Here is an 18,697-nt window from a genome sequence, read left to right as displayed (position 1 = left end):
AAAATAATAATGAAAATAATCCGCAACACTCTGGGTACCATGATACTCGGGGCCTGGCTAGTGTTACCTGCGCAGGCGGCCAGTGGTTTCCTGACCACGGCCGATCAGCAACATCTGCTCAGCAGCCAACCTGCGCTCTGGCAGCAACCGCTGCAGCAGGGTTTACCCTTGCTGCAAATCGACAGCCAGCAGCAATTCCAGACGATGGATGGTTTTGGCTACACCCTGACCGGCGGCAGTGCCATGCACATAATGCGGCTGGATCCGGCCCGGCGGCAGCAATTATTGCAGGAACTGTTCGCCCGCGATCAAATGGCCATCAGTTACCTGCGTCTCAGCATTGGCGCTTCCGATTTAGACAGCGAAGCCTTTAGCTATAACGATTTGCCGCCCGGTCAAACCGATCCGAAGCTGACGCATTTTTCCATCAAAGCGGATGAACGTTATCTGATCCCACTACTGAAGGAAATTCTTGCCATTAACCCGGAGATCAGTTTGCTGGGCAGCCCCTGGTCACCGCCAGCCTGGATGAAAAGCAATCAGTCGACGGTCGGCGGCGAACTGTTAACCCGGTTTTATCCGGCCTATGCCCGCTATTTTGTCCGTTATATTCAGGCGATGCAGGCACACAACATTCGTATTGATGCCATCACCGTACAAAACGAACCGTTAAACGCCCACAATAATCCCAGCCTGCTGATGCATGCCTGGGATCAGGCCGCCTTTGTCGGACAGCATTTAGGCCCGGCTTTTCAGGCTGCCGGCATCAAAACCAAAATCCAGATCTATGACCACAACACTGATCATGTGGAATACGCCATCAGCGTATTAAATGATCCGGTAGCACGGCCCTATATCGATGGCTCGGCGTTCCATCTTTACGGTGGCGAAATCAGCGATCTGACAGCACTGAAACAAGCTCATCCGGATAAACATATCTATTTTACCGAGCAATGGGTGGGTGCGGGTTCTGCCTTTGGCAGCACCCTGCTGTGGCATATCGAGCATCTGATTATCGGCGCGCCGGCACACTGGGCCAAAAATGTGCTGCAGTGGAACCTGGCAGCCGATCGCGAATACAAGCCTTATACCGCCGGCGGCTGCAACAAATGTCTGGGCGCCTTAACCATCGACCAGCAGAAGATTGAGCGCAATGTGGCCTATTACATCATTGCACACGCCAGTAAAACGGTGCCGCCCGGCTCAATCCGTCTGGCAAGCCACAGTGCCTTAAGTACGGTAAAGCATATTGCCTATCGGCGGCCCGATCAGCGTGTGGCGCTGATCCTGCTGAATACTGAGACACAACCGCAGCCATTAAATTTGCAACTGGATCACCAGCTACAGCCCTTTAGTCTGCAGCTGCCGGCGCGCGCCGTACTGAGCCTGATTTTGCCTGAACAAGGAAATAACAATGACCAATAAAGTGATTTTAACCGCAGTCGCTTGCCTGCTTAGTCTCGGTGCTTGTCAGCCGCCCGCCGAAAACAACACCACGGCAACGCCGACAACGTCTGCAACGCCGGCCGCCGATAGCGGCAACCTGTCGCTGTGGCCGGCCTTGCAACCGGCAATCGCTCTGGATCCGGCACAAGAGCAACAGATCGAACAGCTACTGCAAAATATGACTGCCGCCCAAAAAGTAGCACAAATTATCCAGCCCGACATCCGCTGGATGACCGTTGAAGACATGCGCCAGTATGGCTTTGGCTCCTTTTTAAACGGTGGCGGCGCCTTCCCGAATGATAACAAAGCCGCCAGTGCTGCAGACTGGCTGGCACTGGCCGAAAAAATGCAGCAGGCGGCACTGGATACCAGCCTTGATGGCCTGGCTATTCCTACCATCTGGGGCACCGACGCCGTGCATGGACACAATAATGTCCGTGGCGCAACCATCTTCCCGCATAACATAGGTCTTGGCGCTACCCGTAACGCCAAGCTGGTCGAAGCCATAGGCCACGCAACTGCCAAAGAAGTGGCCGCCACCGGTATTCACTGGATCTTCGCCCCCACTGTCGCTGTTGCCCGTGATGACCGCTGGGGCCGCAGTTACGAAAGCTACTCCGAACAACCGGAACTGGTGGCCGAACTGGGTGCGGCTTTGGTAAAAGGGATCCAGGGCCAACCCGGCAGCCAATTTCTGCAAGGCGCCCACCGCATCGCGACCGCCAAACACTATCTGGCCGACGGCGGTACCACGGGGGGGCGTGACCAGGGCAATGCCGAGCTAACCGAACAACAACTGATTGCGCTGCATGCCCAGGGCTATTTCAGCAGCCTGAATGCCGGCGTACAAACGGTGATGGCCTCTTTTAGCAGTGTCAACGGCAGTAAAATGCATGGTAATCAGTACCTGTTAACCGATGTATTAAAGCAAAAACTGGGTTTTGATGGCATCGTCGTTGGCGATTGGAATGGTCACGGCCAGTTACCCGGCTGCAGTAATCAAAGCTGTGCCGCGGCAATCAATGCCGGTATTGATATCATTATGGTGCCGGAAGACTGGCGTGCTATGTATCAGAATACGCTGGCTCAGGTCAGTGCCGGGGAGATCAGCAGCGCGCGGCTGGATGATGCCGTGCGCCGTATCTTGCGGGTTAAACACCGCGCCGGTTTATTTCAGCAGCCGTTACCGTCGGCAGTGCCCGGCGCCGGTCAGCAGCAGCTGATAGGTGCGCCAGAGCATCTCGCCTTAGCGGAACAGGCAGTGCGCGAATCGCTGGTACTACTGAAAAATAACCAGCAACTGTTACCTTTAACGCCCAAGCAGCGCGTGCTGGTCGCCGGTGATGGTGCCGACTCGATCCCGAAACAAAGCGGTGGCTGGTCTGTCACCTGGCAGGGTACCGGCACTACCAATCAGGATTTTCCGCAAGGTAAAACCATTTACGCCGGGATCGCCGCTCAGGTTACCGCCGCTGGCGGCAGTGTTGAACTGAGTGCTGATGGCAATTTTACGCAGCAACCTGATGTGGCCATCGTGGTGATTGGTGAAAACCCTTATGCCGAGTTTGATGGTGACACCCCGACGCTGGATTATCAGGCCGGTGTTAACCGCGATGAAGCCTTATTAAAACAGCTGAAAGCGCAGGGTATTCCGGTGGTAACGGTGTTTCTGTCTGGCCGGCCGCTGTGGGTGAATCCGGAGCTGAATGCCTCTGATGCCTTTATCGCCGCCTGGTTGCCCGGTACCGCCGGTTATGCGATTGCTGATCTGCTGTTCCGCGATGCGGCAGGACAAATTCGTCACGACTTTAGCGGTAAATTGGCCTTCTCCTGGCCTGCCAATGCCGAGTCACAGCCGCTGAATTTCGCCGATACCGATTACCAGCCACTGTTTGCCTTTGGTTATGGTTTAAGTGTGCATCAGCTCAGCGAGCTGCCACAGCTATCGGAACAGGTTGCCGAAACACAAAAAGCCACCACTCAGCTCAGTCTGTTTGAACGGCGTGCGCAGCAAGGTCTTAGCCTGCAGTTGCGTCAGGGGAATGAGGTGGTTACTGTCGCCGGCAATAAAGCCGCTACCTCCGATCGCAGCCTGCAACTAACCGCCGTAAATTGGCAAAAACAGGAAGATGCGCTACAGCTCAGTTTTAACAGCAACAACGCCGCCCAGCTGGTACTGCAGGCGAGCGAAGCGCTGGATTTAAGCAGTTATGGTCAGTTGGTGTTCGATCTGAAATGGAACCAGGCGCCTACGGCAGACGTCATGCTGGGCATGTCTTGTGGCAGCGGTTGCGGTGGCCAGCTGCCATTGGGCGACTTGCTACAGCAAAAGGTTAGCGGGCAATGGCATAAACTGACTATTGATCTGGCGTGCTTTGCCAATGCCGGTGCCGCCCTGAATCATCTGTATCAGCCATTTAATTTGCAAAGTGCTGCGCCCTGGCAGGTCAGTCTGGCCAATATCCGGGTTACCCCGGCCACGGCTGCTGCCGACTTAAGCTGTACTAAATAAGCTGCGCTAAACCAATAACTACCTCGGCCGCAAGCGGCCAATATCATAACCAGAGCGCCCGTTAAGGGCGCCGGATTTAAGGGATGTGCAATGAAATCACTATCAACCGCTAACACTCAGGCTATCAGTGCTCTGGCGTTACCCAGCCTGACCTTCCTGTTTTTTATCTGGGGCTTTATCACCTGTCTGAACGATATTCTTATCCCGCATTTAAAAGCGGTATTCGATCTTAACTACACCCAGGCCATGCTGATCCAGTTTTGCTTTTTTACCGCCTATTTTCTGGTGTCGCTGCCGGCAGGTGCGCTGATTAACCGGGTTGGTTATCAGCGCGGTATTGTTACCGGCCTGCTCATCGCGGGCTTAGGTACGCTGAATTTTATTCCGGCAGCGCACTTTCACAGCTACCCCTGGTTTTTGGTGGCGTTGTTTGTGCTGGCTTCCGGGATCACCATTTTGCAGGTCGCGGCTAATCCGTACGTGTCGGTGCTGGGGCCAGAGCGCACCGCCAGTAGCCGGCTCACCATGACACAAGCCTTTAACTCTCTCGGCACAACGCTGGCGCCATTGTTTGGTGCGGTGCTCATTCTGGGTTCGTTGGATAACAGCCCCGGCGCCTCTGCGGTCCAGCTGCCCTATCTGTTACTTACCGGGGTATTATTTCTGGTTGCCCTGGTGTTCGCTAAACTTAATTTACCGGCGGTACAACATCAGCAAACTACCTCAGCACTGGCCTGGGGCGAGCTGAAATCGCACCGGCTGTTGCTACTGGGAGCCGTCGGTATCTTTGTCTATGTCGGTGCCGAAGTCGCTATCGGTTCGATTCTGGTCAATTTTATTGGCTCTGCGCATGTGTTACAGTTAGCCGAATCCGAGGCGGCCCATTATGTGGCCTGGTACTGGGGTGGGGCGATGGTCGGTCGTTTTATCGGTGCGGCCGTAATGCAGCGCGTAGCCGGTGGTCTTATGCTAAGCCTGCACGCCGCAGCGGCGATTGTACTGTTGCTGTTGGCGATGAACAGCAGCGGTCAGCTGGCACTTTGGGCTATTCTGGCGGTGGGGCTGGCTAACTCCATTATGTTCCCGACGATTTTCAGTTTGTCGTTGCGCGGACTAAAGCAACACACCGGTCAGGGCGCCGGGTTATTGTGTCTGGCGATTGTCGGCGGCGCGATAGTGCCTTTACTACAAGGCGTGCTGGCCGATACCTTTGGCCTGACGCAATCATTACTGTTACCGGTAATCTGTTATGGCTACATTGCCTGGTTTGGCTGGTGTAGTTTGCAAGCGGCGCAAGCTGGCAAGGGGGAATAATGAAAAATTATCTGTGCGGTATCTTACTCTGTACCCTGTTGCCGTTTGCTGCGGCGGAGACGAGCTTGAACATTAGCGGTTATGTGAATTACGAAAAGTATCAGCAGGCTAACCAACAGCTGCTGGCGCAACAGCCACAGGGTGTACCGGTGGTATTTATGGGCGACTCCATCACCGAGTTCTGGCCATACCAACGCCCGGCGTTTTTTGCGCAAAATAATTTTATCGGTCGTGGCATCAGCGGCCAGGTCAGCCACCAAATGTTACTGCGTTTTAGGGAAGATGTGCTTAACCTCAAACCGCAGGTGGTGGTAATTCTGGCCGGCACCAATGACATTGCACAAAACAGCGGCGCCATCGATTTACCGCGGGTAGCCGACAATATTTTCAGTATGGCCGAGCTGGCACGCGCGCACGGCGCCAGTGTTATTCTGTGCTCGGTATTACCGGCCAGTGATTTTCCATGGCGCAGCGGCCTGCAACCGGTGCAGCGTATTGTTGAGCTTAATCAGCTTATTAAGCAGTACGCAGTGCAACAGCAACTTCCTTATGTAGACTATTATGCAGCCATGAATGATGGCAAAGGTGGTTTGCGGGTACCGGATTTTACCAGTGCTGAAGATCTGGTGCATCCCAACGCCGAGGGTTATGCGGTGATGGAGTCTTTAATTACACCCGTTATTGCAAGTGTGATCCAAGCCCGCAGTAATAATTAAGTCAAGCAGCCTTAATGAGGCAAAATGCTGACGCTCAGGTACTTCGCTTGAACAACGCTGCCAGCTTACCCGGCTGGCAGACACGGCAAAATTGAATATTTGCTAAAATAGGCCTGCAGGTTACATACTCTTTTAAGCATAGAAAATTTTGCTTTTGTTTAAAGCACTACTCAATTACTTGCAAGTCACAGACATTTGTATTGAATTAAATTTTCAACCCATTAGCTTTTAATCAATTGCTAACATTAATACCTTTTCAATTTAAACGTTGCTGATATATTACAGCCAAGGGCGTGACATCGTTTCCATTCGCCCTTGAATACGTTTTAGCATGACGTGTTTAAGTTCGTCAAAACCTGTAACACTATTAAAAGCTTTGTCTAAATTCTGCGATACCTTTTTAACCAAAGAATGGATAAGTTTCTTCGCGACCTTTTGGTTCAGCCCCAGTTGAGCGGCAAACGCAACAAAATCATGCTCAGTATAATAGCCATAATTTTTGTATGAACTAGTATTTTCTGCGTCTTTCACTTCACTCTCCATAAGCCAGATACTTAGCTCAGAACCATCGTATTCCTTGTATGGTGCTACTGATACCATGTCATATATTTTTGAAAATCCGATTGCAGTGTCACTGTCAAGGGGCCTGACCAAGCTCATGTTTTTCATGTGTAAGTCGTTATTCCCAACGAGGTACGCCATGAGTACGTGCAAAAAACCATCCTTAAGTATTTGAGCGTGGTAACCGCAGCTTGCGTGAGCCACTTTTAATGCATGTTCGTAGGATAATGCCTCGCTACTTTTGTTCCCTGGCGCAACCTCCATGACAGAAGCCAAATCTTCAATGAATCTTGTATTTCTGCCGGTGGTGTCTAAATCAAACCGACTCGTCACATAGGCCAGTTCACCACATGAAAACGGCACAAGGGCATGATCTGCAACATCAAACCCAGTCAACTGACAAAGCCGCATAATAATAAATTCGTTGATTGCTAAATGGGGTAAATCTCTTGGGGATGGTTTTACGATGTATGGACCTATACCAATGCTGACTGTTAACGTTTTCCTGGCGCCAGGTTTATGAGTGAGAAACATTTTAGGCTGAACCCCTGAAATGGACGCTCTGCCTAGAGACCTCATGGCTACTTCATTAAATTCATGCCTGGCAAAATCGATGGTGAAGCCTTTAAGGTTTTTCTCTGGTAATTCAGCTTTTTGAGCTGCATCTTCATATTTGAGTAAGTTCGGCAGCACCTTAATTGGTCCTATCAGCTCTTCGCCATGTGCAAGTAGGAGACCGAATTTGTCATCTATATCCAGTCTGGCTAGCTTCGCTTGGTGGCGCTTTACCCACCCCTCGCTCATTAGATTAGTAAAAAATGCAGGTAGGTAATTCCTGTGTAATGGGAACTCAGTCAGAGGGAGGTTAGCACCAATCTTAGCAAGCCCGCTTTGTAAGTACTTCGTGTCATAACGAAATTCATATTCGTAACCGGCTTGAACTGAATACTCAGTGATTGTCCCCGCTAAGTGATCATTGCAATACACAAAACCAATACGTGTTGGAGCGCTCATTACTTATTACCCTGACGCTTACCAATATAAAGTTGCAAACCAACAGCACCAATTAGGTTATTAAGCTTGCCTACAGATACAGCATCCACTCTCTGGATCGAGTTGTAATAGGTTTGCATCGATACGCCGGCAAAAGCCACCAGTTCAGATATGGAAAGATCCCCCTTATGCGCCTCAATGCTACATTGCACTGTTTCGCTGCTCACTGGGCGGTACCCATCTAATGCTGACTGCTGCAATTTTGCCTGTATGTTTTCGTCCAAATGCACCATCGTTTGCTGTAGTTGATTGCGTTCTTGAATGAGCTCCTGCAGTGATGTAGAGAGGGAGGGCATGCTATCTTTGGACATATTAAGGCCTCTTAACTTACTTTAAAAAAGTATTTTCGATTTCAAATCTATCATATTTTCTTTTTAAGAATAGCATAAGCTTACTTTATGTCTTTTTAAATTAACTTATTTGATTTTTTTCAATTATTTTATTTTATAGGTTAGGTCTTAATGCAACATCTAAATTTTCTGACGGCTTAAACGTTCCCTTTTTTGCTGGAAATGCGGATAGGTCTGATAGGTGTTCTAACTGTCGATTAAATTGTTAATTAAATTCAGCTAAAAATTTTGCTTCCTAATGAAATTATAATGATTCTTATTACTTCTTTTGTTTCTGTTATTAAAAGCTTGGGGCAGTTGTCAATAAAGTTAATTTTTAATGTGACATTGCCTTGGTCTTTTTAGGGCTAAATAGGGCTTTTTCTCGTGATTTTCATAATGAAATTTTTGGCGGATTTTTGAATAAACACCTTGCAATCCTTGATTTTAATGGTATTTTATTCATTAGCTATTGCAAGGGAGTGCCGCACTCCGGAGGCAGAGGTCCCGCGTTCGAATCGCGGCGGGTGCACCATATAAATCAACCACTTACGCGAAAGCTGAGTGGTTTTTTTATTTAGTGTGCCACGATTGTGCCAAGATTGTGCCAAGCCGCAATTTACAATCTGTGATTATTCAATTATTTTGACCTCTGCTCGCTTTCGCGATATACCGCCCCTCTTGGACAAGTACCTTTCCAAACATCCAAGATTTAAGAGTCCAGTCTCGTTTTATCAAAATCTATGCTGCGGTATAGCTTCATCTCCTTTTTTAATCGTGTTGCGATTGCTTGGTTTATAGATAATTGGTACAACATCAATGTTATCAATTTAAAACTACTGATGCGATGAGCAAGAATGTTGAGATTTACCATCTAGGTGCTGCATTATTTGCAGCGCAGTATGATGCTTTACACTTTGAGCAAGTACATGCCAGTTGGCAACAATATTGGCCAAAAGAGCATATGGTTCTCGATATTGGTGCGGGTAGTGGTCGTGATGCATTGTGGTGTGCCAAACAGGGATGCCAAGTGGTGGCTGTTGAACCTGCGGGCGATTTACGTAAATTAGGGCAGCTCAAAACAGCGGGTTTTGCTGTGCAATGGTTAGATGACAGCTTGTCAGAATTAAAAGCCTGTTATCAGTTAAACCTGCAATTTAATACCATTTTCTTAGCGCAGTTTGGATGCATATCCCACCTCATGAGCGCGAACGCGCTTTTCGAAAAATAACAAATCTACTTGCTCCAGGCGGGCGAGTTATTTTAACGCTGCGTTATGGCACTTTTACTGATAAGCGAGAAGCTTTTACCGTAAGCGTGGACGAAATAGCTGCACTTGCCAAGCAATTTGGATTAGTGCTGCGCTTCGTTTCAGCGAACACATCAGATGCAGGTGGCCGAGATGATGTGACTTGGCAAAATGTGGTGCTGGAGTTACCCGATGATGGCAGTGGTAGCTTAAGTAAAGTTCGGCACATTGTAAGCGTAACGCCAACCACACATTCCTATCCTAACTGATCAACATTACCCTGTCTGCCTCTTTAAATTATCAGGGTAATCATCATGAAACGCACTAAAGAACAATGGCTGGCCTTATTCGCCGAGCAAGCCCAAAGTGGCCTTACTCAAACGGCATTTGCTAAACGACAAGGGATTATCCCGACCTATTTCAATCTCCGTAAACGCCAGTTGTTGGCTCATCAGAATGATGACACCGGTTTCATTGAATTAGCACCACAAAGCTCGCCACTGGCCCGGCATATCCTGCTACGCAAGCGTGATATGGAATTGCAACTTCCAGCAGGGACGGATGCACTCTGGTTAGCCGCCTTGCTCAGGGCACTTTGACCATGAAAATGTTCCTCGATGTGCTTAAGGTCTATTTGCATAAACAGCCGGTCGATTTTCGCAAATCCATTAATGGCTTATCGTTGCTGGTCGAGCAAGAGATGCAGCTCTCGCCATTTAGCGGCGCATTGTTTGTGTTCTGTAATCGGCAGCGTACCCGGTTAAAAGTGCTGTACTGGGATAGCACTGGGTTTTGTCTGTGGTACAAAAGGCTTGAAAAAGACACGTTTCGCTGGCCAAGGCAGATGCCAGGTAAAGTGTTGTCTATTAGCGAGCAGCAATGGCATTGGCTGTTGCAAGGTGTCGATATTCAAAAAATCACCGCGCACCAGCCGCTGCATTACCAGAGTGTGGGTTGATATGCCGATCGGCTATAAATCCTGTAGATCGCATCCAAAACAATCTAAATCTTACCAAGCACTTAGCCAAATTGGCCGTTACAATAACGGCTATGAAAAAGATACCAGATACCCTACCTGATGACGTTGAACTGCTTAAGAAAATGCTGCTTGAGCAGACAGCGCTACTTGCCAAGCATGAGCAAAAGCTTGAGCGAAAACTGGCGCAAAAAGACAAACGCATCGCTAAATTAGAGCGGGTTAACCAGCAGCTGTCGGATAAGCTGCAGCAATTGCTGGAGCGCTATAACCTGAAGAAGTATCAGAAATTTAGCCCCAGCAGCGAGACCTACGAAGGTGAAGGCGAAGTCTTAAATGAGGCCGAACAGCTTATTGAAGAGCAGTCCGTAGCGACAGAGCCAGACACTCAGACGACCGAGAGCGCTGAGAAAACCGTCAAACCACGTCGGCCGCGTATTATTCCTGAATTGCCCCGCGTTGACGTTATCCATGACATTGACGATAAAACCTGTGCCTGCTGCGGCCATGCGCTGCATCAAATGGGTGAAGAAGTCAGTGAGCAAATCGAGTTCGTGCCAGCACAAATCCGGGTGCTTAGGAACGTGCGGCTGAAATACAGCTGCCGGCAGTGTGAAACCAATGGCACTAAGGTCGACATTAAGATTGCCGATGTACCGCCTGCGGTTATCCCTAAGAGCATGGCCACGCCAAGTTTACTGGCGCAAATCATCAGCAGCAAAATGCACTATGGGATGCCACTTTACCGACAAGAAAAACTGTTTAATGAAGCCGGCATTGAGCTTAGTCGTCAAACGATGAGTCGTTGGCTGATAACCTGTGCAGATAAACTTAAACCGCTACTGGCGTTAATGAAAGCTGAGCTTCTGAAACAGCCGGTGCTGTGGGCAGATGAAACCACGGTCAATGTGCTAGATGTTGAGAAAAGCACCTGTTACATGTGGGTATATGGCTGTGGCTTAGAGAAAAGTACCGGCCCTAAGCTGGTGCTGTTTGATTATCAGGATAGTCGCAGCAGTAAACATCCCTGTGACTTCTTATCCGGCTTTAACGGTTATCTGCAGGTCGATGGTTATGCCGGATATGAGAAAACTCACGCAACCTTAGTCGGTTGCTGGGCGCATGCCAGACGCAAGTTCGTTGAAGCCCAAAAAGCACAGGGCAAAGGCAAAACGGGTAAAGCGGATGTGGCCCTTAACCACATCCAGAAACTCTATGCACTGGAGAGTAAATTAAAAACTGCGCCGCCTGATAAGAAGTATGACGCCAGACAAGCACTAGCTAAACCACTGCTAGAACAATTTAAAAGCTGGCTGGATAAATCAAGCGAGAGTGTCACGAAAGAAAGTTTACTGGGAGTGGCTATCACGTATAGCCTGAATCAGTGGCCCAAACTAATCCGCTATCTGGGTGATGGCCGATTAAATATCGACAACAACCGTGCTGAGCGCGCGGTCAAACCGTTCGTGATTGGTCGCAAGGCGTGGCTGTTTGCCAATACCAAGACGGGTGCACAAGCCAGTGCGGCGCTGTACAGCCTGGTTGAAACCGCCAAAATCAATGGTCTGGAACCGTATGATTACTTATGCCGCTTGCTGACAGAGCTGCCCAAAGCCAATACCCACGAGCAACTGCAACAACTCCTGCCTTACTGATCACCAGCCACACCGCAAGGTGTGGTTGTTGTTACGCTTACGGCACATTGTGATCAACGACAGCAAAGCTTCTACGTATAAATTGGCGATATTGCGAACTTTAGTCAGGATAGCGGAGGCACATCCTGGCGCTGTGTTGGATAAGCAAGATGGCAACGTGACGATATCGTTGGGTTTAGTGGCATTATATTGGATCCGCTTGTTTAAGCGCTTAGTGGATAACAATATTCAGCAGAGTTCAGATCCCGCCAAAGGCTTGGGCTTTGTTAAAGAGCATGGCTGGGGTTTATTACAACATCTGACTGCGGATGATTTTGCAATCGGTAACTTATACACAGGGCAAGAAGCAAAAGCCTTGCAGCAGCTAATGACTGATACGTTAAATACTATAAAAGCCGGCCCTGTTAATTATATTTGGCAGGGCAGTAAAGATAATCGCTTGTTTAGTATGGCCGTGAGTAAAAGAACACGGCAGGCTTCAGTTTTAATAGATAAAGTTTTTTTAGACAGCTTCGGCAGTTTTATTTTGCGAGAAGAGATGTGGCAATGTTTTCGGCAATATGGCTGTTGGATAGAGCCCATGCTGGTGCAGCAGTGGGTCACAGAAATGAAGAAATATCGTTTAAATCAGCAACAGAACCTTTCACTCGAGACCTATCATAATCATCTGCGCTGGCTAGATCATAAGCATGATACAAAGTTAGTGAGAAACAAGGTTGAGCAGCTTAAAAAGCAGGGTATCAAGGTGGCTAGTGTTTGGACAGGCAACAAGTTATATAGCTATGACATTGATCACTGTTTACCTTTTAGTTATTGGCCTAATAACGATTTGTGGAATTTATTGCCCGCGAGTACCAAAGAAAATCGAGTGAAAAGTGCTAGAGTTCCAAGTCAAAAACGTTTAAACAATGCAGAAATGCATATCAAAGAATGGTGGCAACAAGCTTGGGCTAGCAACGTTGAGCGGCAACGCTTTTTTATCGAAGCAGAGCTTTCGTTACCCAACATCACCAGAAGCAGTAATGACTTTGACGAGGTGTTCGCTGCGCTGCAGTTCCAATCATTGGGTATAAAGCAGCGCTTACAGGTAGCTGAGTGGTGATTTTGGCCTCTTTTAAATCAAGTAATCTATTTCGTCTCCATCTGCTCATTGGGTATCTTAGTTTGTTCGGCTAGCGATTATGCTCCACAGAACTTACCACTTTTCCCGAATTAAAAACGGAAGCAAAAGTCTCTCCTGTGATCCGCACATCACGCTGTGCACGCTTCACTGCCCTTGGGCTTGGAGTCAGACCAGAATTTAGTATGCAACGTTGCCCAATCAATATTTAGTGCTTGAAAGTTTTGCTGAACGCTTAGCTTGGCCCCAAATTTAAAGCTGAATATATACAGATAAGTTTGCATTTTTGTCCTTACCATTTTGTTTTTACGTGTCTTCACTACTTCGGCAAACAGTTAAAAAAATGTTATGCTAAAGTTGAGCACAGTTTGTGTTTTCAGCAGTTATTCCCAGCAATTCGTAAAGTCATGTTGTGACAAAAATATACCGAGCATAGGAACGAAATTAACGCTCAGTATTCCTAAGACAAAGTTGTTACATTGAAAGCAAACGTTTTTGCTTATATTTTTCTAAGTAACATTTGCATTGTAAGCTTATTCCGCAACAGCGTTTGTCAGATCAGTAAGCTTTCCGGTCGCCTTATCTATCAAAAAGTGCTGGTTAGGATCACCGTGCTGAAAAGCATGCATAATACTAAACAGAGCCCCAAATTGTTTGCGTACCGACATTGATAGTGACTGTTCAGGCTGCGACAGTATCTTATTGGCTTCTTGCTCGGGTTCACTTGCCTTTAAATGCTCAGTGAGCCACTTATACTGAAATAAACGCTCAGCACTAATATCGGCCAATGCAAGTTGTCCGGCATTACGCAAGCGGTAAAAATCGGTGACTAAATCTTTACCTTGCCAACTAGCTAAGGCTTGAGGTGTTAACCCGGCTTCTGTAATCAAGTTGCTAGCTTGTTGCTCAGCATGTTGCCAGTTTGCAGTTGCGCGTAGCGCTGCAAAGTTGGTTAAGGCTGTTAGCGGTATATCTTCAGTAAGCTGTGCCAGGGTGAATAACGCCAGTCCATCCACTTGCAACAGCACCTGACGCAACTGCTCTGGCCAATCTGCAGGTAAAAAACGTTGTCGGGTAAGTTCGCTAAGATGACCGTTGGTAAAATCCCTGTAGTTAGTGCTTTGTAAAATAGCTGGATCCCAGGTATTTTCTGCCCCAGCGGCCGTTAATGCCAAATGTTCCTGCTGATAATGCGCAAATAGCTCATTAAATCGCGGGACTTTGGTTAACACTATCGTTTCCGCTTCAATTTGTTGTGGATATAAGGTTAGTAGCTTATAAGCCGGCACGTAGGCGGCAATAGAAGGGGCCTGAATATTAACTAAATAGCGGCCATCGTCTAAGTAGACGGTGCCGGTATTGTTTAAATGCATATGACCGCCAATATGAATAGTAACTCCTGTTGCAGCCAGTTTTCTGGCCGTTTCATTAGCAGGGCTGCGGTTAAGTTGCATTCGGGTTGAACCAAAAAGCTCAGCCATAGCATTAGCTTGGCCCTGATAATAGTCTGTCATCGGGTAATGGCTAAAGGTGATCAGAGTTTTCCCCTCTTTTGCTGCGCGTTCAGCGATCTGTTGCATCCATTTAATAACATGCCTTTTATGGCTCAGCATGGCGTTGTAGCCCGCATTACCTGAGCCTAAAAAAGCCTGATGGCCTGATGTGCCCTCTGCTTGCTGCGGATCAATTTGATAAACATTCGCATCGACAGCCAGCAGCCATAAACCCGGCACAGGCTCTACTAAATAGCTGCTGTCTGGCACTTGTTGACAATGGCTGTAGTGTGACTCTTTGTATGTGCCACCAGTACCTTGTAGGCAAATTTCATATTGACGCTTGGTAAAATTAGCCTGAGTAAGCGCCTCACTAAATTGATAATTTGTTGTGTCGTAGTGGCTATAAGGCGTTTCCCAGTACAGGTAATCTGACGTAGGATAAAAGCCAAAGTCAGACAATTGCTGTAGCAGTCCCTCATAGCCAAGTTCCTTAACTTGCTCCGTACAGGTTATGTCAGTTTGAGCTGGGGCGTTTAGTGGGCAAGCCGGGCTTCCAGGGCTGAATACTGCGTGCGGTTGACCATTGGCATTAAGGTAATCAGGCTTGCCTGCTGGGCGGCTAAAAGGTTTCACCGGATCATGGTTACCGTTGGTTAAAAAAAATTGCATGCCGTATTCTTGTTGGTATTGACGTAATATTTTGCTTAAACCTTGCACATGTGCAGGCTGACCGTCGTCGCTAAAATCGCCTGGTAGCACGACTAGCTTAACATTACGCTCTGCCAAATCATCAAGCGCAGCCAATAAGGCAAAGTAGTTTTCGTTAAATAAACGGGTTGATCTTAGCTGAGTTGCCATTGTGCGAATGGTGGCTTGATGGCCGCTTGCTGAATTAACCGGGCCGGGAAAATCGGCCTCGCTAAAGTCGGCATAAATATCATGAAAATGCACATCGGGTAAAAAGGCAATTTGTACTGGATGCTGCGCCGGCGTGGCCGAGACGGTGTGTTTATGTTGATGCTTTGGTTGGCAGGCGCTAATAAAGAGTACTAGTAGTATCGCGCTTAGGTACGATCTAATGCTGAGCATGGAAACTCCTAAAAAAATCGGCCACAGTATTACCGTGGCCGAGTTAGCGTTTTAATAATGTGTTTTAGAAATCTGCGCGCAATCCTAAACTTATACGACGTCCAGAATACTCATTTATTACCGGGAATGCAGGTGCGAGCGTGTAGCCTTTAGTCGCTTCATCCGTGACATTAATTGCTTTTAGGCTCAGTTTAATGTTGTCGTTAAGCTTATAACCTAGCGCAATATCAGTTTGACCGTAGGCATCGCGGTATACTGGATACAAGCTGCGTTCAATTACTTCAACATATTTGTCTTTATAGTTATAAGAGATGCGGGCATCAAAACTTTCATTTTCATAATAAAAAGTAAAGTTCCACGTGGTGTCGGCTAACCCTTCTGGTGGAGTGGGAATATCCAAATCAGATGAGCCTGTTAGGGTGTTATCCAGTATGGTGTAGTTAGCATTAATACCAAAGCCGTCTAATACTGGGTGTAGTCTACTCAGCGGCAATTGTGCGATGAGTTCCAGCCCCGTTACTTTGTATGAGCCTTCAGCGTTGACGGGTTGATAAACATCAAACTCATAGTAACCATCCAGCGAGCCGTTGGCATTAAGCTTTTCTACATTGGGTACTGTACCGGTTAATTCTTGACGAACCACCCCTTCAATATCTTTCCAGAAATACGATGCAGCTAGTAAACCGCCGTTTTCCAGATACCATTCCACACCCAGTTCCCATTGTTTGGCATAGGTTGGTTTCAGATCGGGGTTACCATCAGTAAAGCGGAACGAGTTCCAACTAACAGAGCGTTTGTAGGCGATATTTGTTAATGCGGGGCGCATCAGCGTTTCTGAGGCGGCGGCCCGGACTAACACGTCATCGAGCACTTCCATGGTCATATTTAGGCTGGGTAACAGTTCGTTATAGCTGCCTTCTTTCGATATGGGCTCGGTCGTAAACCCAGTAGAGCCATCAGCGTTCTGTATTTGGTGATAGCCAAAAGACAGCACTGAGGTATCCACTGCTCTAACGCCAGCATTTAAAAATACGGGTTTACCAGCGAGGTCAAAGTCCATATTGGCCATTGCATACAGGCTAAGCACTTCTTCATCTACCCGGTAGTAATCTTTTGCATTAAAAGGCACAGAGAAACCGCTATAACGAAACGTATTGCGGGCGTAATCGTTAGATATTTGCATCCAGTTTAGATCTTTTGGCTGATAATTGCCGCCCGGTACGATATCGGTGACCAGCTGTAGCTGGCTATCTGCCATGGTGCGGGTATTGACCCATTCGCTACTGCCCGCTGTAGGGCCTTGTATTTTGGTTGCACCAAACTGCCGTTCTTTCGATTTGTCGGTGTAACGTACACCGAACTGCACACTGCTTAATGCGGGTAAAAATCCCAGTTCTAACGCTTTTTTAAAGTCGAGTTGCGCAGCGTATTTATCATCAGTGACGTTTTCCAATTCGGTTTCATAGGCTTCGAACAGGTAGCTTTCAGGTGAGCTGTACATATCAAAGCCGGCACTGGCTAGCGTTTCACCACCATTGGCTGTCCAACGGCTACGCGAAGGCGCATAAGCTACGTGTTTCAGGTTGGCGTAGTCTAATGTTTTATCAGCGCCAGAGTAGCCGACTAAAGCATTAATATCCCAGCCTTGTAGCTGCCAGTCTAGCGCGAGACTATATTGCGTGAAGTCGGTATCGTTTATCCGTTCTTTACTTAAAAACTCATGCTGAGTTGCGGTGTAAGACACATCAGTTAGCACGACGATACCGTACTCCGCCAAAGTGGTGTCATCATAGTCGTGAATCGTTTCCAGCGTACTGCGGCTAGAGGCGGTGTAAGCGGCTGCGTCATACTCGTCTTCAACTGATTTGTAACCCCCCAACATGGCATCGAAAGTCAGGCTAAAGGTATTAGAGGGTTTATATTGTAAAGAGGCAGTAGCTCCCCACTTATCTTGATCATTCAGATAAACCCTGTCGCCGACCTTATCTTGAAAGATAATACGGTTAGTTTCATTTTTATCTAATCGGTCGTTAACAGTTACGCCTGCATCACGTTCCAGCACTGTGATGGCCTGCGCTGAACGTGCGCCAGAGGCTTCCAGAAAACGGCCCATAGGTCTGAAGTTAATACCAGAGTTTGAATCGGTGCGGTTAGTGCGCTGGCTTTGAGAAAAGGATACTAGAGCCCCCCAGTTACCAAAGGTATCACTGGCAAGAATAGAGAGTTTAGGATCGATCTCTTTCGAAATAGAGTTATGTGCGCCTTCAGCAGATAAAATAAATTTACTATCACTATAATCAAAGGGTCGTGCCGTACTAATGTGAACTGAACCGGCAATACCGCCTTCTTCATCAGCAGCTGAAGGCGACTTTTGCACTGTAACGCTTTGTATAATTTCTGAAGCAAAAATATCAAATTCAACATCACGACCGCCACTACCCGATGCAGTGGCAAGGTTATTAATGGAAACATGCGTAAATTCGGTAGGTAAGCTGCGCACATTTACTTTACTACCTAGACCTTTGTTTCTTTCTATGGTCACGCCCGGCATCCGCTGCAGAGCTTCAGCCAAGTTTTGCTCTGGGAAATCAGCAACATCAGTTGCTACGATAGAATCAGAAAAGCCCGTATTCGACTTCTTTAGATCTACGGCGCGCTCTAGGCTGCGGCTGTAACTACCTTTAACAGAGATAACTTCTAGGGACTCCGCTTCTGCTGTTGTGACATCGGATGCAAGAGCCAAGCTAACCAAGGGTGTAGTGCTTAGAATGCCGCCTACTAAAATACTCTTCATTAAACGAGCTAAAACTCGTGGTTGAAAGTGAGGAAAATCTTGCTGCTCTAAAAAAGTCATAACGTGATTCCATCTGTAAAACTGCTTCCGTGGCAGTAGTGGTTGTTTGCTTCTAAACGCAGCAGCAGTTTATAGAGGGTTTGAGATGCTTTTGTTTCAGAAATGTGAAGTATTTAAGGCGCTATATGCTTTTGTGAATGATGCTGATGGAGGAGCAAAAGGTACTTAAAAACTCTTGCGCATCGAGGCTGTCTAGGTTAGGGCTCTACTGCTAGCACATATCCCTAGCTAGGTTTAAATGTGTAATGTTTAGTGACATTTTCCTAGACGATTATCGATCTCACACAATGTATTGAGCCGATTACACATAACCTAACAATTATCCAA

Annotated in this window: 14 protein-coding genes; 10 read left to right on the top strand and 4 right to left on the bottom strand. The window is 47.6% G+C overall.

All coding sequences use genetic code 11. The features are described from left to right. Nucleotides 1-9: 9 nt before the first annotated feature. From ACUJFK_RS17400 to ACUJFK_RS17385, 4 genes are all read left to right on the top strand, one after another. On the top strand, nt 10-1,425 hold the full coding sequence (locus ACUJFK_RS17400) for a glycoside hydrolase family 30 protein (protein WP_445425634.1): 1,416 nt from the start codon (nt 10-12) through the stop codon (nt 1,423-1,425). Further along, entirely contained in the window at nt 1,415-3,958 is a 2,544-nt protein-coding gene (locus ACUJFK_RS17395) for a glycoside hydrolase family 3 N-terminal domain-containing protein (protein WP_445425633.1), read from the top strand. Before ACUJFK_RS17400 ends, ACUJFK_RS17395 begins: the two co-directional genes overlap by 11 nt. Nucleotides 3,959-4,048: 90 nt before the next feature. Next, nucleotides 4,049-5,272 carry a sugar MFS transporter gene (locus ACUJFK_RS17390; protein WP_445425632.1) on the top strand — a complete coding sequence of 408 codons (1,224 nt, stop codon included), beginning with the start codon at nt 4,049-4,051 and terminating at the stop codon, nt 5,270-5,272. Then, nucleotides 5,272-5,988: an SGNH/GDSL hydrolase family protein gene (locus ACUJFK_RS17385; RefSeq protein ID WP_445425631.1), complete on the top strand. Its 717-nt coding sequence runs from the start codon at nt 5,272-5,274 to the stop codon at nt 5,986-5,988. Before ACUJFK_RS17390 ends, ACUJFK_RS17385 begins: the two co-directional genes overlap by 1 nt. Before the next feature lie 279 nt (nt 5,989-6,267). Here the strand turns inward: ACUJFK_RS17385 and ACUJFK_RS17380 are convergent, their stop codons facing one another. Continuing rightward, nucleotides 6,268-7,563, bottom strand: coding sequence for a type II toxin-antitoxin system HipA family toxin (locus tag ACUJFK_RS17380; RefSeq protein ID WP_445425630.1), 1,296 nt, complete (start codon nt 7,561-7,563; stop codon nt 6,268-6,270). Next, the gene (locus tag ACUJFK_RS17375; protein WP_445425629.1) at nt 7,563-7,913 is read right to left on the bottom strand and encodes a hypothetical protein; all 351 of its coding nucleotides are present in this window, start codon (nt 7,911-7,913) and stop codon (nt 7,563-7,565) included. Before ACUJFK_RS17375 ends, ACUJFK_RS17380 begins: the two co-directional genes overlap by 1 nt. An 865-nt stretch (nt 7,914-8,778) precedes the next feature. On the opposite strand from ACUJFK_RS17375, the gene ACUJFK_RS17370 reads away from it, so the two are divergent. The 6 genes from ACUJFK_RS17370 to ACUJFK_RS17345 all read left to right on the top strand — a co-directional run bounded on the left by ACUJFK_RS17370 (nt 8,779) and on the right by ACUJFK_RS17345 (nt 12,913). After that, entirely contained in the window at nt 8,779-9,162 is a 384-nt protein-coding gene (locus tag ACUJFK_RS17370) for a class I SAM-dependent methyltransferase (RefSeq protein WP_445425628.1), read from the top strand. Next, nucleotides 9,117-9,449 carry a hypothetical protein gene (locus ACUJFK_RS17365; RefSeq protein WP_445425627.1) on the top strand — a complete coding sequence of 111 codons (333 nt, stop codon included), beginning with the start codon at nt 9,117-9,119 and terminating at the stop codon, nt 9,447-9,449. The genes ACUJFK_RS17370 and ACUJFK_RS17365 overlap by 46 nt, the downstream gene beginning before the upstream one ends. Nucleotides 9,450-9,494: 45 nt before the next feature. Continuing rightward, the gene (gene tnpA, locus ACUJFK_RS17360; protein WP_226752469.1) at nt 9,495-9,779 is read left to right on the top strand and encodes an IS66 family insertion sequence element accessory protein TnpA; all 285 of its coding nucleotides are present in this window, start codon (nt 9,495-9,497) and stop codon (nt 9,777-9,779) included. 2 nt (nt 9,780-9,781) lie between these two features. Beyond that, a complete protein-coding gene (gene tnpB, locus ACUJFK_RS17355; RefSeq protein ID WP_445425237.1) occupies nt 9,782-10,138 on the top strand; it encodes an IS66 family insertion sequence element accessory protein TnpB in 357 nt (118 codons plus the stop codon). Nucleotides 10,139-10,230: 92 nt separating this feature from the next. After that, nucleotides 10,231-11,811, top strand: a complete 1,581-nt coding sequence (gene tnpC, locus ACUJFK_RS17350) for an IS66 family transposase (protein WP_445425506.1) — start codon at nt 10,231-10,233, stop codon at nt 11,809-11,811. Between the two features lie 28 nt (nt 11,812-11,839). Beyond that, nucleotides 11,840-12,913: an HNH endonuclease domain-containing protein gene (locus tag ACUJFK_RS17345; RefSeq protein WP_445425626.1), complete on the top strand. Its 1,074-nt coding sequence runs from the start codon at nt 11,840-11,842 to the stop codon at nt 12,911-12,913. 551 nt (nt 12,914-13,464) lie between these two features. Here ACUJFK_RS17345 and ACUJFK_RS17340 read toward each other — a convergent pair. Both ACUJFK_RS17340 and ACUJFK_RS17335 read right to left on the bottom strand, forming a co-directional pair. Beyond that, on the bottom strand, nt 13,465-15,516 hold the full coding sequence (locus ACUJFK_RS17340) for a metallophosphoesterase (RefSeq protein WP_445425625.1): 2,052 nt from the start codon (nt 15,514-15,516) through the stop codon (nt 13,465-13,467). 64 nt (nt 15,517-15,580) lie between these two features. After that, the gene (locus ACUJFK_RS17335) at nt 15,581-18,370 is read right to left on the bottom strand and encodes a TonB-dependent receptor (RefSeq protein WP_445425624.1); all 2,790 of its coding nucleotides are present in this window, start codon (nt 18,368-18,370) and stop codon (nt 15,581-15,583) included. Nucleotides 18,371-18,697 lie beyond the last annotated feature (327 nt).

The sequence above is a fragment of the Alishewanella sp. HL-SH06 genome (assembly GCF_052656265.1).
This window is presented reverse-complemented; position numbering and strand designations above follow the sequence as displayed.